Source organism: Vreelandella profundi, from assembly GCF_019722725.1.
Classification (GTDB): Bacteria; Pseudomonadota; Gammaproteobacteria; order Pseudomonadales; family Halomonadaceae; genus Vreelandella; species Vreelandella profundi.
Window position 1 is genome coordinate 1026146 of record NZ_CP077941.1, and the last position, 14866, is coordinate 1041011.

11 protein-coding genes are annotated in these 14866 nt (G+C 55.2%); 7 read left to right on the forward strand and 4 right to left on the reverse strand.

All coding sequences use genetic code 11. From position 1 onward, the window contains the following. Positions 1–59 precede the first annotated feature (59 nt). The 3 genes from KUO20_RS04760 (at position 60) to clpA (ending at position 5290) form a co-directional block, all read left to right on the forward strand. Positions 60–2294, forward strand: coding sequence for an NADP-dependent isocitrate dehydrogenase (locus KUO20_RS04760; RefSeq protein WP_235041755.1), 2235 nt, complete (start codon positions 60–62; stop codon positions 2292–2294). 274 nt (positions 2295–2568) lie between these two features. Then, entirely contained in the window at positions 2569–2877 is a 309-nt protein-coding gene (gene clpS / locus KUO20_RS04765) for an ATP-dependent Clp protease adapter ClpS (RefSeq protein WP_235041756.1), read from the forward strand. Between the two features lie 139 nt (positions 2878–3016). Next, positions 3017–5290 (forward strand): ATP-dependent Clp protease ATP-binding subunit ClpA, encoded by a 2274-nt coding sequence (gene clpA / locus KUO20_RS04770; protein WP_235041757.1) that lies wholly within the window; start codon positions 3017–3019, stop codon positions 5288–5290. 166 nt (positions 5291–5456) lie between these two features. On the opposite strand, the gene infA is transcribed toward clpA, so the two are convergent. The 3 genes from infA to aat form a co-directional block, all read right to left on the reverse strand. Beyond that, positions 5457–5675, reverse strand: a complete 219-nt coding sequence (gene infA / locus KUO20_RS04775; protein WP_007111068.1) for a translation initiation factor IF-1 — start codon at positions 5673–5675, stop codon at positions 5457–5459. Positions 5676–5836: 161 nt separating this feature from the next. Next, positions 5837–6571: an arginyltransferase gene (locus tag KUO20_RS04780; protein WP_235041758.1), complete on the reverse strand. Its 735-nt coding sequence runs from the start codon at positions 6569–6571 to the stop codon at positions 5837–5839. 47 nt (positions 6572–6618) lie between these two features. Continuing rightward, the gene (gene aat / locus KUO20_RS04785) at positions 6619–7368 is read right to left on the reverse strand and encodes a leucyl/phenylalanyl-tRNA--protein transferase (RefSeq protein ID WP_235041759.1); all 750 of its coding nucleotides are present in this window, start codon (positions 7366–7368) and stop codon (positions 6619–6621) included. A gap of 162 nt (positions 7369–7530) precedes the next feature. On the opposite strand from aat, the gene KUO20_RS04790 reads away from it, so the two are divergent. Next, on the forward strand, positions 7531–10794 hold the full coding sequence (locus KUO20_RS04790; RefSeq protein WP_273543305.1) for a DNA translocase FtsK: 3264 nt from the start codon (positions 7531–7533) through the stop codon (positions 10792–10794). Between the two features lie 163 nt (positions 10795–10957). Further along, on the forward strand, positions 10958–11608 hold the full coding sequence (gene lolA, locus KUO20_RS04795) for an outer membrane lipoprotein periplasmic chaperone LolA (protein WP_235041760.1): 651 nt from the start codon (positions 10958–10960) through the stop codon (positions 11606–11608). Between the two features lie 35 nt (positions 11609–11643). Here lolA and KUO20_RS04800 read toward each other — a convergent pair whose 3' ends face one another. After that, on the reverse strand, positions 11644–12978 hold the full coding sequence (locus tag KUO20_RS04800; protein ID WP_235041761.1) for a replication-associated recombination protein A: 1335 nt from the start codon (positions 12976–12978) through the stop codon (positions 11644–11646). A gap of 341 nt (positions 12979–13319) precedes the next feature. Between KUO20_RS04800 and KUO20_RS04805 the strand changes: the two genes are divergently transcribed. Together KUO20_RS04805 and murI are read left to right on the forward strand one after the other, a co-directional pair. Further along, positions 13320–13865 (forward strand): hemerythrin domain-containing protein, encoded by a 546-nt coding sequence (locus tag KUO20_RS04805; protein WP_235041762.1) that lies wholly within the window; start codon positions 13320–13322, stop codon positions 13863–13865. Between the two features lie 185 nt (positions 13866–14050). Then, entirely contained in the window at positions 14051–14857 is an 807-nt protein-coding gene (gene murI, locus KUO20_RS04810; RefSeq protein WP_235041763.1) for a glutamate racemase, read from the forward strand. Positions 14858–14866 lie beyond the last annotated feature (9 nt).

Sequence of the window (14866 nt, forward strand, 5' to 3'; positions counted from 1 at the left end):
TGCCATCTGTAGTGTTTTTCCCATCGTAGCGATAAGAGATAAGAGAGGTTAACGCAAAAATGACCAAAACGCCGAAGATCATCTACACGCTCACCGACGAAGCGCCAGCGCTTGCGACTCACTCCTTGCTGCCGATTATCGACGCTTTTACCGATTCGGCGGGCATCAAAGTAGAGACGCGCGATATCTCCCTGGCCGCGCGGATTATCTCTCAGTTTCCTGATTACCTGAGTGACGAGCAGCAGATCGACGATCATCTGGCGGAACTTGGCGAACTGACCAAGACCCCTGAAGCTAACATTATTAAACTGCCTAACATCAGCGCGTCTTTGCCGCAGTTGAAGGCCGTGATCAAAGAGCTGCAGCAGCAGGGCTATAAGCTTCCTGATTACCCGGAAGCGCCGCAGAGTGATAAAGACAAAGACATTCAAACGCGTTACGACAAAACCAAAGGTAGCGCCGTTAATCCCGTGCTGCGTGAAGGTAACTCTGACCGTCGTGCGCCGCTGTCAGTTAAAAACTATGCCCGTAAATATCCGCACCGCATGGGTGAGTGGAGCAGCGACTCCAAGTCTCACGTTTCACACATGCGTGATGGCGACTTTTATGGCAGCGAAAAGTCAGCGCTGATTGAGCAAGCCAGCGATCTTAAGATCGAGCTAGTGGCAAAAGATGGCACCACGACTGTGCTCAAGCAGAAAACATCGGTGCTTGCCGGTGAAGTTGTTGACGGTGCGGTCATGAGCCGTAACGCGCTGCGTCGCTTTGTGGCTGAAGAAGTCGCGGACGCAAAAGCGAAAGATGTGCTGTTCTCGCTACACCTTAAAGCGACCATGATGAAGGTCTCTGATCCCATCATGTTCGGCATGGTGGTAACTGAGTTCTATCAGGACGTGCTGAGCAAGCACGCGGACGTTCTCAAGCAGGCCGGTTTTGATCCCAATAACGGTATCGGTGACCTGTATTCAGCGATTAAAACGCTGCCTGAAGAGCATCAGACGCAAATTCAGGATGAGATCCAGGCGCTTTATGCCGAGCGTCCGCGCTTGGCCATGGTGAACTCGCACAAAGGTATCACCAACCTGCACGTGCCTAGCGATGTGATTATCGATGCGTCGATGCCTGCGATGATCCGCGACTCCGGCAAGATGTGGGGCGCCGATGACCAGCTTCACGACGTGAAAGCGGTGATTCCTGATCGCTGCTATGCCGGTATCTATCAGAGCGTAATCGAAGACTGCAAGCAGCACGGCGCGTTTGATCCGACCACGATGGGCAGCGTGCCTAACGTAGGCCTGATGGCGCAAAAAGCCGAAGAGTACGGTTCTCACGATAAAACGTTCCAAATCGCCGTAGACGGCACGGTGCGTGTCACCGATTCCAGCGGCAGCGTAGTGCTTGAGCACAGCGTTGAGCAGGGCGATATTTGGCGTATGTGCCAGACCAAAGACGCGCCTGTGCGTGACTGGGTCAAGCTGGCCGTTAACCGTGCCCGTGAAAGCGGCACGCCCGCTATCTTCTGGCTGGACGCCCAGCGTGCCCACGATGCTCAGCTAATCAAGAAAGTAGAAAGCTACTTGAAAGATCATGATACCGAAGGCCTGGATATTCGTATCATGACTCCCGAAGAGGCTATGAGCTTCTCGCTGGCGCGCATCCGTAAGGGCGAAGACACGATCTCCGTCACCGGTAACGTGCTGCGCGACTATCTGACCGACCTGTTCCCGATTATGGAGCTGGGTACCAGCGCGAAGATGCTCTCGATCGTACCGCTAATGAACGGCGGCGGCTTGTTTGAGACAGGCGCGGGCGGTTCTGCACCCAAGCATGTACAGCAGCTGCTTGAAGAGAACCATTTGCGCTGGGATTCGCTGGGCGAGTTTTTGGCCTTGGCCGCGTCTTTGGAACATCTGGGCAGCACCTTCGATAACGCTCGTGCGACCGTGTTGGCGAAAGCGCTTGATCAGGCTAACGGGAAATTCCTGGACAGCAATAAATCGCCTTCACGCAAGGTGGGTGAGCTCGACAACCGTGGCAGCCACTTCTACCTGGCGCTTTACTGGGCACAGGCGTTGGCTGAGCAGAATGACGATGCTGAGCTAAAAGAGCTGTTCGGCCGTTTGGCAGAAGCACTGACGTCCAAAGAAGCTGCTATTTTGGAAGAGTTGAACGGTGTTCAGGGCCAGCCTACCGATATCCGTGGCTACTACCACCCTGACCACGCATTGACTGAGCAAGTGATGCGCCCCAGCAAAACGCTAAATGCAGCGTTAGCAATGGTCGCTAAGGGCTAATCGTACGCTTTGATTTAGCCTGTGAACCCCCGTCCGCTTGGCGGGCGGGGGTTTTTGCATTGCACCCTCTGTTACACCCTGTGCTGTTACACCCTGTGATATTTTAATTTTTCATGAACCCTTGCTGATCGGCAGCGTCTGAGAAGTATTATTAATATTCCTCAGGCTCTTTCATCGGTCAGCGTCGAGACAACTCATTGTGCTGCTTATGTCCAATCTAGAAAGCCCATGCTTGGCCTCTTTCTCCGTGAAAGCCGGAGCGTCGCGGCCAAATATGCCTGATGAAGACGGTGATATAGCGGTTCAGTCAGCGGAACCCGCGCTGGCGCAGCCGCCGCTTTATAAAGTGGTGCTTCATAACGACGACTACACGCCGATGGAGTTCGTCATTGAAGTACTGCAAGATTTTTTCAACATGGATAGCGAGAAGGCCGTTCAAGTCATGCTCGCGGTACATACCCAGGGAAAGGGCACCTGTGGCGTGTTTACTCGTGATATAGCTGAAACTAAAAGCTATCAGGTAAACGAGTACGCCAAAGAGTGTGAGCACCCGTTGATAAGTGATATTGAGGCCGCCAGTTAAAAAGCGTGAGAAAAAATTGGCGGTGAGGCTTGCAACCGTGCCATTTGTACCCGATGTTGAGAGTACTGGTCGATTACACTGATCCGACGCAAGCCCTAGGTGGCGACACGCCCTAGGAAGTAGCGAAAAGGGGACTGCCATGCTGAGCAAAGAACTTGAAATGACCCTGAACACGGCCTTTACCGTGGCGCGCTCTAAGCGCCATGAGTTTATGACCGTTGAGCACCTGCTGCTCGCGTTGCTGGATAATGCCTCCGCAGTTGACGTACTGAAGGCTTGCGGAGCTAATCTCGACAAGCTGCGCTCCGATCTGCAGGATTTTATTAACTCGACCACGCCGCTTATTCCTGAAGGGCAGGGGGATCGCGAAACCCAGCCTACGCTCGGTTTTCAACGCGTTTTACAGCGCTCCGTTTTCCATGTTCAGTCATCGGGTAAGAGCGAAGTTACTGGCGCTAACGTGTTAGTAGCGATCTTCTCTGAGCAAGAGAGCCAGGCCGTATACTTCCTTAAGCAGCAGAGCGTTGCCCGTGTCGATGCGGTGAATTACATCGCGCACGGAATTTCAAAAGTGGCTGGCCACGGCCCTTCGCCTTCTTCTTCTTCAGAAAACGATGATGTGGAAGAGGGCGGCAGTGAAGGTGCAGCGCATCCGCTTCATGGCTATGCCACCAATTTAAACGAGCAGGCGCGGCTGGGTAAAATTGACCCGCTGATTGGCCGTGACCATGAGCTTGAACGCGTCGTGCAGATCTTGGCGCGCCGGCGTAAGAACAACCCGCTGCTGGTAGGCGAGGCGGGCGTGGGTAAAACGGCGATCGCAGAAGGGTTGGCTAAACGCATCGTCGAAGAAGACGTGCCCGATGTTATTGCTGACGCCGTTGTCTACTCATTGGACATGGGCGCTTTGCTCGCGGGCACCAAATACCGCGGCGACTTTGAGAAACGTCTCAAAAGCCTGCTGAGCGAGCTTCGCAAGCAGCCCAACGCCGTGCTGTTCATTGATGAGATTCATACAGTCATCGGTGCTGGTGCTGCCTCTGGTGGCGTGATGGATGCCTCGAACCTGCTCAAGCCGCTGCTTTCTTCTGGCGAGCTGCGCTGCATTGGTTCAACGACGTTCCAAGAGTTCCGCGGTATCTTTGAGAAAGACCGTGCTTTGGCGCGGCGCTTCCAAAAAGTGGATGTAATGGCGCCATCGGTCGATGACACTATTAAAATCCTTAAAGGTCTGCGGTCGCGCTTTGAAGAGCATCATGAGTTGAAGTACACCGACGCGGCGCTGGAAAGTGCGGCGCGCTTAGCAGATCGCTATATCAATGACCGTTACCTGCCCGATAAAGCGATTGATGTCATTGATGAGGCGGGTGCTCATCAACGCCTGCTGCCGCCAGAAATACGTGCTAAAACGATTGACGTTGAGCAAGTGGAAGCCGTGGTTGCATCAATTGCGCGCATTCCGCCGAAGAGCGTGTCCAGTTCAGATCGCAAGCAGCTTGAAAAGCTGGATCGTGATTTGAAAATGCTGGTTTTCGGTCAGGATGAGGCGATTGATAGCCTTTCTGCGGCCATTAAGCTCTCACGAGCCGGTTTGAAGTCACCTGATAAGCCCGTAGGCAGCTTCCTGTTTGCAGGGCCGACAGGCGTTGGTAAGACCGAAGTGGCCAAGCAGCTTGCCCATATTATGGGCATTGAGCTGGTGCGCTTTGATATGTCGGAGTACATGGAACGCCACACCGTATCGCGGTTAATTGGTGCGCCTCCGGGCTATGTCGGTTATGACCAAGGCGGTTTGTTAACCGAAGCCGTGACCAAGCAGCCGCACTGCGTACTGCTGTTAGATGAGATTGAGAAAGCGCATCCGGAAGTCTTCAATCTGCTGCTGCAGGTTATGGATCATGGCCGTTTAACGGATAACAACGGGCGTCAGGCTGACTTTCGTCACGTCATCCTTATCATGACGTCTAACGCGGGTGCAGAGCAGGCCTCACGTCGTTCGATTGGTTTCCAGCATCAGGATCACTCGACCGATGCTATGGAAGTTATTCGGCGCACTTTCTCTCCCGAGTTCCGCAACCGTTTAGACGGCATTATCCAGTTCCATGCGCTGCCTGTTTCAGTGGTGCGTAACGTGGTGGATAAGTTCTTGATTGAGCTACAGGCCCAGCTGGATGAGAAGCGCGTGCAGATGGATGTGGACGATACGGCCAGGAATTGGTTGGCGGATAAAGGCTACGATCCTGATATGGGCGCACGCCCAATGGCGCGTCTCATTCAAGAGAAGCTGAAGAAACCATTAGCCGAGATGATTCTGTTTGGCGAGTTGGCAGAGAGCGGCGGGATTGTTCACGTCAGCCTGGAAGATGGCGAGCTGCATATTTCCACTGAGGTTGAAATGGCTGATGCGCCCTGAAAAGGGCGCTAAGCCCGCCTAGCCAATCATCAATTTAGTATGCACAAATGTATCATGCGTAAAAGCACAGCGCCCTGTCACTGACGGGGCGTTGTCGTTTACAGTGAACGGCGCAGGAATCGTTACCGCCGAACGCGGTCAGCTATCAAACGCGAGCGACAGCGACTTAGCGCGAACGGTAAACGATACGGCCTTTGGAAAGATCGTAAGGCGTTAGCTCTACTTTTACTTTATCGCCGGTCAGAATGCGGATGTAGTTTTTGCGCATTTTTCCGGAGATGTGAGCAGTAACAACGTGACCGTTTTCCAGCTCAACACGAAACATGGTGTTCGGAAGGGTATCGACGATAACGCCTTCCATTTCAATATGATCTTCGCGTGCCATATAGGCATTTCCCCACTTATGAGTTAGTAATGTACAGGTACTTCATGTACGAATTAATCAGGTAACAATACATCATCACTTGGGTGCATCTAGGTAAGCACTCAAGAATCAGCGCTATATTGTGCCGTAAGCCCGCCGCCAAGGCAAAAAAGCTGACGTGTTTAGCGAATTAACTGTCGCCAGTGACGCCCGTCGAGCATTTCCAGCGGTGCAAAAGCCTGCTTGTAGCGCATCTTACGGCACTCTTCGATCCAATACCCTAAATACAGGTGCGGCAGCGCTTTTTCTCGGCTGAGTTCGATTAGCTGGAGAATAGCGAAAGTTCCTAGCGAGCGCTTGTCTAGCGTATCGCTAACGGCAAAGAAAGTGTAAATCGCTGAGAGGCCGTGCTCCAACTGATCAAATGCCGCTACGCCGACCAGCTCGTCGCCGAGATGCATCTCCATAAGATAGGCGTAGGGCTCATCAAGGGTTAAAAACGTGCGGTACTGCTCGCGACTGGGCGGATACATGTCGCCGTCAGCGTGGCGCTGGCGGATGTAGTCAGCGTAAAGCGCGTAATGTTGAGCCGAATAGCGGGCGGGTGCCACGCGAACGCTAATGTCGGCATTACGATGCCCGATTTTGCGCTGAGTACGGTTGGCGGCAAACTGCTCAACGGGAATGCGCACCGAGCGGCATGCGTTACATTCCTCGCAGTGGGGGCGATAAAGATGGCGCCCACTGCGCCTAAAGCCAAGTAACGCCAAAGAGTCATATACGCCCGGTACCGGTGACTCCTGCGGATCGAGAAATAGCGTAGTCGCTTCTTTGCCGGGCAGATAGCTACAGGCATGAGGCACGGTAAGGAAGAAGCGCAAATCCCGCACCGGGCGGGGCGGAGTGTTACTACTCACGGCTTGCCTCCTTGTCGACAATAAATCGTTGCTACAGTGTGAGTTTGTCAATATGCGTTACCCTTGGCGGCAATCGCATGAAGCCAAGGTGACGCCGGAACTGCCGGTGCTTCAGCGGGGGATGAAGCTTGCGCAAAAGCGTCATCGGGCAGCCAGTTTTTAAGATAGTTGATGAATGACGCACGAGCGACTGTAATCGCGCCCAGGCTTGCCAAGTGGGGCGTGTGCATTTGGCAATCAATGAGACGCCCGCCGTGGTCACGCATGGCTTTGACTAAGTGTGCCAGGGCCACTTTTGAGGCGTCGGGGGCACGAGAAAACATCGACTCGCCAAAAAACACTGGGCCCATGGCTATGCCGTATAGGCCGCCGACGAGTTTTTCGTCTTGATGGACTTCAATGCTGTGCGCAATGCCTTGAAAATGAAGCAAGTTATAGGCATCGCGCATTTCATCCGTGATCCAAGTGCCGGCCTCTTCACCGCGTGGAGCCGCGCAGGCTTGAATAACTTGCTCAAAGTGTTGATCCACGGTGATATGGAAGCCACCATGGCGTAATCGTTTAGTAAGACTACGGCGCTGCTTAAATTGCTCCGGTAGGAGTATCATGCGCGGGTCTGGGCTCCACCATAGAATAGGATCGTCGTCGCTGAACCACGGAAAAATGCCGCGACGATAGGCTTCTATTAGCCAAGCAGGGGAGAGTTCGCCCCCGGCAGCCAGCAGGCCGTTGGGTGAGTCCAGCGCTGTATCAGTAGATGGAAAGGTAGGAAGTGGCGAGGAAAGCCAAGGTAGCATTACTTGCTCCTGTTACAACGTGCTTGTACGGCGTATTTGTACTGGGCGCTTAGTTTGTGCTGGTTGCTTAGTGAGCAGCGCTGTGACGGAAGAAGGATGCTCGGTATGATGCAAACTCGCAAGTGGATTAAAGACGCCATTGAGGTGTAAAGGGAGAGTCGCTTGAAAGTGAATAAAGCAGCAAGCAAGCGAACGCAGCGTAACGCGCGTCAAACGCCATCGTCAGCTTCTTCTGCGCGTGTTAATGCCGCGAAAGATAAAGCTCGACGTGTTGGTCTGCGCCTACAAGGCTCAGTGCGCGAATGCGTGGTGGTAGTACTGCTTGCGCTATGTGTTTTCTTATTATTAGCACTGTTTAGTTATCAGCCGTCTGACCCTGGTTGGTCGTATCAGGGGCCAGAAACGGATATTCGTAACTGGATGGGACAGGTCGGCGCATGGTTAGCCGATGTTCTCTACTCGCTGCTGGGCGCTAGCGCGCTTTGGTGGCCGGGTATGTTTGGCTTTGCCGCCTGGTGGTTGATTCGCTCACGTCAGGTACGTTTTGAGCTCGACCCGGTGGCTATTGCGGTGCATGCGGGCGGTTTAGTGCTGCTGATGTTTGGCACCACCATGCTGGGTGCGCTGCATTTTTATCATCCTAATAGCATGTTGCCCTACGCCTCCGGCGGTATTTTAGGTGAAGGCTTAGTGGCTTCACTAAAACCGCTGGTGGGCAGTGGTGGGGTTGGGTTAATTGCCGCCGCGCTGATTTTAAGCGGCTTCCCGCTGTTTAGCGGTATGTCATGGCTCCAGGTTGCCGATGAGCTTGGTAAGCGAATCTGCCGCTTGGGCGGATGGTTCTCGGCCCGTCGGCAGTCGCGGCGTATGCGTGCGGCACAGCGCGCGGCGGCTAAGCCGGCCCCTGCACCCAAGCCTCAAGCGCGCACAGAGGCACCGCCTGCTGAGGTGGAGACACCCGCTGCTAAGCCTGCGGTAAAAGCACCTGCTGGCCGTGAGCGTCGCGAGCCGGGTTTCTCGACTGCCTTCTCAGCGTATGAGCCAACGGCTGAAGAGAGCCCAGACGCCAGCCCCACCATGGGGAATACCACGGACACCTCGATTCCTTGGGAAGCGGCTTCTTTTTCGAGCAATAAGCATGTGCCTGCTCAGTCAAGTGAACCCACACCCAAGCCTGCTGTTGCGGAGCCGGTAGCGCCCGCAGCGCCAATGGCTGAAGCCACGCCGCCTGTTGCGCCGCGCGAAAATGCCTTTGCGTCTGTGACGCCACGCGTTGCAGAGCCTGCGTTTCAGGCAGCTGATAGTGATGAGTTTTCAGCCGATAAACCTGAGTCAGATAAAGCAGAGATAGGGAGGCCTGGTTTAGATAAGCCAGAGATCGCTCAACCAGCAGTAGACAAGCCTGCTGACACAGCAGCGGCCTTCCCGCTGCGGGCGTCGCGGCAAGAAGCGTCACCGGCGTCTGAGACGACCAGCTACTTTGTTAATGATGACGCGGCCGTCGAAAAGCAGCCCATCGAGGCCCCGCACGTTGAGCCGAGCCGCGCTTCATTTGAGCCGCCGGCCAGCGAGCCTGAGCAGCGAGAGCGTACTGCCGCCATCGTGCCCGAGCGGACGCCTGCTTTTGAGCGTGTTGCTGAGGTCGTGCCGGAGCCGGTTTGGGACGATGAAGATATGGATGACGAGCTGGATGAGGCGCCAATGCAGCCCGCCGCCCCTATTCAGCCCACACCGCAGCCTGCATCATCTACGCCAGCAGTACCGCCTGTACAACCTATGCAACCTCAGCCCCCCACTACGCGTCGGGAGCCCACCTTTGCCCCTGAGGAAAGCGCGCCAGAGGCGGATGAAGGCCCCACGCTGTGGACCGTGGAGCACTTGCAAAGTCAGCGCCCGGCGTTTGAAACCATGGACGAGCCCGAGGGCGATGTGCCTAGTTTTCAGTTGCTAACGCCGGCGGAGCCGCATCAGCCCAACTATACCGAAGAGCAGTTAGCCGATATGGCAGAGCTGCTTGAAGTGCGGCTACGCGAGTATGGTGTTAAGGCTGAAGTCGTTGATACATGGCCGGGGCCGGTCATCACACGCTTTGAAATCAAGCCTGCGGCCGGCGTGAAAGTGTCGAAGATCAGTAATCTTGCCAAAGATTTAGCGCGCTCGCTGATGGTCAAGAGCGTACGCGTGGTCGAGGTTATACCGGGGCGTCCGACGGTGGGTATTGAAATACCCAATCCTAATCGCGCCATGATTCGGCTGCGAGAAGTCATTGACTCAGACCGTTACCAGCAAGAGACCTCGCCGCTGACGATGGCGTTAGGCCAAGATATTGGCGGCAGCCCGGTGGTCGCCAACCTTGGCAAGATGCCGCACCTGCTGGTTGCCGGTACCACCGGCTCGGGTAAGTCAGTGGGTGTCAATGCCATGCTGATCTCGATGCTGTTGAAAGCAAAGCCCAGCGAGCTAAAGCTGATCATGGTCGACCCCAAAATGCTCGAACTGTCGGTATATGACGGCATTCCTCATTTGCTGGCGCCGGTCGTCACGGACATGAAAGAAGCTGCCAACAGCCTGCGCTGGTGTGTGGCTGAAATGGAGCGCCGCTATAAGCTTATGGCGGCCATGGGCGTGCGTAATATCGCCGGCTTTAACGGTCGTTTAGATGAAGCTGAACGTGCCGGGGCCCAGGTTGCAGACCCGCTGTGGGAGCCGCAGCCGTGGGAGATTCATCAGCCGCACCCCGTGTTAGAGAAGCTGCCCTACATCGTGGTGGTAATCGACGAATTTGCCGATATGTTTATGATCGTCGGTAAAAAGGTTGAAGAGCTGATTGCTCGCCTTGCGCAAAAAGCGCGTGCCGCCGGTATCCATTTGATTTTGGCCACCCAGCGCCCCTCGGTTGATGTGGTCACCGGCCTGATTAAAGCCAACATTCCTTCTCGGATGGCCTTTCAGGTTTCATCAAGAATCGATTCGCGGACCATTCTTGATCAGGGCGGCGCTGAAAGCCTGCTGGGTCACGGCGATATGCTTTACTTGCCCGCCGGGTCTGGACCGCCTAATCGCATTCATGGCGCCTTTGTTGATGACGATGAAGTGCACCGTGTCGTGGATGACTGGAAGCGTCGTGGCGCGCCTCAGTATATAGAAGAGATTCTCTCTGGCGGCGTGACGGCAGATGCTTTAACCGGCCTTGAGGCCGATGGCGTAGACGGTGACGATGCGGAGCAGGATGCGCTTTATGATGAGGCCGTTCAGTTCGTTACCGAAACGCGCAAAGCGTCTATTTCTGCCGTTCAGCGCCGCTTTAAAATTGGCTACAACCGGGCCGCACGCTTGGTTGATGCGATGGAAAGCGCAGGTGTCGTAACGGCGATGGGATCTAACGGCGCTCGCGAGGTTCTCGCGCCACCGCCGGTTGGTCACTAATCGCTTGGTGTTATTAGTAATTATGCAATAAGCGTGAAAGTTGCGTCGCTGATGAAACCCAGCGGCGCTTTTCACGTCTTAATCACACACGGGCCCATTAAGTCAGCCTGACGAATTTTTATTTGGCAACGAATATCCGGCAACCGTTGCCTAGGGAGATCATATGCGCGATACCCAAACACGACGACATTCATCGCTGGCATTTGCGGCTAGCGCCTTGGGTTTAACGTTCGCAGCGCCAGTATTGGCGGACGATGCCGCTGAGCGGTTAACCGAGCGCCTAGACCCGCTAGAGAGCTATCAAGCGTCGTTTGAGCAGCAAATTTTAGATGGTAGCGGTGATCGCCTGCAGAGTGCGCGCGGTGAAATGTGGCTTTCACGCCCGGGTCTGCTGCGCTGGGAAGTGGATGCACCATACTCTCAGATCGTTGTTTCAGACGGCGACGATGTGTACTTGTATGATCCTGATCTTGAGCAGGTCACGATTCAGGCAATGGATGATCGCGTCACGCACACGCCTGCCTTGTTGTTATCGGGCAGCGCCAGTGACCTAACCGAAAGCTATGAAGTATTTTATGAGCAGAACGACGGCGACGATGTATTTACCCTCGTGCCTATTTCTGCCGATACGCTGTTTGAAGAATTAAGCATGGTGTTCGATGCCGATACGTTAACCGAGCTGTGGATGATGGATAGCACCGGGCAGCGCACCTCGATTACCTTTAGCGATATCACTAGCAATGGCAATGTCGACCGGAGCAAGTTCGACTTTGATATTCCTGAAGGCACCGACGTCATTCGTGAAGAGCTGTAAGCAAGCCTTAGAATAGAACCCACAGATAAGGCGCCCTAGGGCGCCTTATCTGCTTCTTGATCAAGGCTTTCGCGCCATGCCATTATCTCGCCAAAACGCTTCTCCTGACCCAGCAGACTAGGCTTAAAGAAGGTTGCTTTAGGCAGCTCTTCGGGCCAGCAGTCGTGTGCGCTGCCCGCCGGATATCCGTCTGGCTCATTGTGCGCGTAGCGATACCCTTCACCATGACCTAATTGCTCCATCAGCTTGGTCGGGGCGTTGCGCAAATACGTGGGGACTTCAACCTGCGGCTGTTGGCGCACATACTGCTTGGCCTCATTCCAGGCGCGGTCGATGCGGTTGCTTTTAGGCGCGACCGCCAGGTGAATCGCCGCATGGGCAATCGCTCGCTGACCTTCATAATCGCCCAGGCGCAGGTAAGCATCCCAGGCGGCAATCACGAGCGGCAGGGCGCGTGGGTCGGCATTGCCGACATCCTCAGACGCAATGGCGGTCAGCCTGCGTACTACGTCTAGCGGGTCGCCGCCGCCCTGCATGAAGCGCGCCATATAAAGCAGCGCGGCATCGGGCCGTGAAGAGCGGATCGATTTATGAATTGCTGACAGCAGATCGTAATAGCCGTCGCCCTGCTTATCAAACGCGCTTGCCTGATGGCCAATGACATCGGCGAGCACGTCTTTGTACAGCACCTCTGAACCCGCTTCTAAACGGGTGAAGTCGCAGGCCGTTTCTAGTAATCCCAATGCTCTGCGCGCATCGCCGGCGCTTGCGTGGGCGAGGGCGATGAGAACATCGTCATTGACCTGAATAGCGCGTTTGCCAAGCCCGCGCTCGGCGTCTTTAAGCGCTTGACGCATCACTGTGATCAATTCTTCCTGAGCGAGTGATTTGAGCACATAAACCCGCGCTCGCGAGAGCAGCGCTGAGTTGACTTCAAACGATGGATTCTCAGTGGTTGCGCCAATCAGGGTCAATAGGCCCGACTCGACGTGAGGCAGCAAGGCATCCTGCTGGCTTTTGTTGAGACGATGAATCTCATCTAAAAACAGAATCACCGTTGAGGACATTTGCTGTGCCCGGTCAACGACCGCACGAATCTCTTTGACCCCCGCCATTACCGCGCTGAGATGCTCAAGGTGCGCTTGGGAAGCCCTTGCCAATAGTTCAGCCAGCGTCGTTTTGCCAACGCCCGGCGGGCCCCAGAGAATCATCGAGCGCACTATGCCTGACTCCGCCATGCGGCGTAAGGGTTTGCCTGGCCCTACCAGCGCTGGCTGGCCAACGTAATCATCCAAATGACGTGGACGCATACGAAAGGCCAGCGGAGCATCCTCGGCAGGCGCGGCGTGGGCGCTATTAAACAGATCCATGTCACCTTCCGTTGTTTATGTAGGCAGAGAATCGAGGCGCTGAGCAGCAAAGTACCAGCGAGTGTCGATGGTAAACCACGGTTTAGCAGGCTACCTTTGGCATATTCTACTCGCAATATACACTTGCTAGGATAGCGCCTGAAGGGCATTGTGGTTGCTAGTCGTTATTGATAATAATAGGTGATAGCCCTCGCAAGTTGTTGTGTGTACGCACTATGGGCTATGTGTTTTATTAGCTTTACGTTTAATAATGACGCGCTGGGTGGCTGAGCGCTCATGATCGCATGTCGTCACCCCGTAAGGTGCGATGGCAGGCATGACCCAATAAAGGAGACGGTTCGATGTTAAACCAACTGCGTCTAGATCATGCCAACATGGCGAGATTGCTCCACGTGCTGCAGCTCAAGCAAAAAACGCTGGCACTGGGCGAGCGCCCCAACTTCAAGTTAATGCGCGAAGTCGTCGATTACATTTTATCTTACATGGATGGCTTTGCCGCCCCGCTTGAGCGTGTCTGCGTTGAGCGGCTTCAGGTGCAGGCCCCTGAGCATCTTGCGCTCACCGAACAAATGGCGGTTGATTACCGCGAGCTAAAGCCACGCTTGCAGCGTCTATCCAACGATATCGACATGATTCTGATGGACAGCGTGCTGCCCATGGATCGCTTTGCCGAGGACCTGAAGGACTATTTGGAAGCGCATCGTGCCTATCTGCGCCATGAGCGCGAAGGGCTATTCCCGTTAATTGACGAGCACTTTAGCCCCGACGATATGGAGGAGCTGCGACAAGCACTGCCCGCAGGCGCCGAGCAGGAGTTGGAGCGTTTGCAGGAAGCCTATCCAGAACTCTACGCAGAATTGCGCGGTGCCGACGTGCCCGCGGTATAGCCTCAGCGATTACTTACTTCTTGTTAACGTCAGCCAATAATCTCACCCGCGGGGCATGCTAAACTAGCGGCCCCGTTTTTTATGCTGCGCAAGGCTCAGCGATATTTTTTCTCGCCGCTGAAAAAAACAGCGTCAGCAGCGCTATGCAAAGAGCGTCATGAGCAAAACGTTATGCAGAGAGAATCATGCCAGCCCCTGTATTAATTTTTGATTCCGGCGTCGGCGGCCTATCGGTGGCGCAGTCGCTACGCCAGCACTATCCTGATGCCGCCATGTGCTATGCCTGTGATAATGCGTGGCTGCCCTATGGCTTGCGCGATGACATTGCCCTGGCTGGGCGTATTGTGGCCGTGTGTCAAGCCGCCGTTGAGGCCTGCCAGCCCAGCGTACTGGTGGTCGCCTGCAATACTGCCAGCACCTTAGCGTTGGAGAGTTTGCGCGAGCGGTTGACGATCCCCGTGGTGGGAACGGTGCCCGCTATTAAGCCCGCCGCCGCGGTAAGTCAGACGCGCCACATTGGGCTGTTAGCCACGAAAGCAACGGTGGGGCGTCCCTATACCCAGCGCTTGATTGATAGCTTTGCCAGCGACTGTGTCATTACGCGGGTTGCTGCCGATGCGCTGGTGGTCGAAGCAGAGGCGTACTTAGCCGGTGGGGCGCCCAGCGTTGCGCGTATGCAGGCGGCGCTGGCTCCGCTGTGGCAGGCCGCGTTGCCTACGCCTTCAACGCAACCGGCGCTAGACACCGTGGTGCTGGGATGCACCCATTTTCCGTTACTTAAGCCGTGGCTGGCTCAGCTTTCCCCCGTGCCGCTGCACTGGATTGACTCAGGCGACGCTATCGCCAGGCGGGTTGCGCAAGTCGTTGATCAGCTCACAAGCGATTATCACGATGGCCGCTGCTTTACCACCGCGCCCGCTGTTAACCTGACCGAGGGTTTCGCGCGCTATGGGTTTAAAGCGCCCCAGCTGCTAAAAAGCATGGCTAATTAAGACTGATGC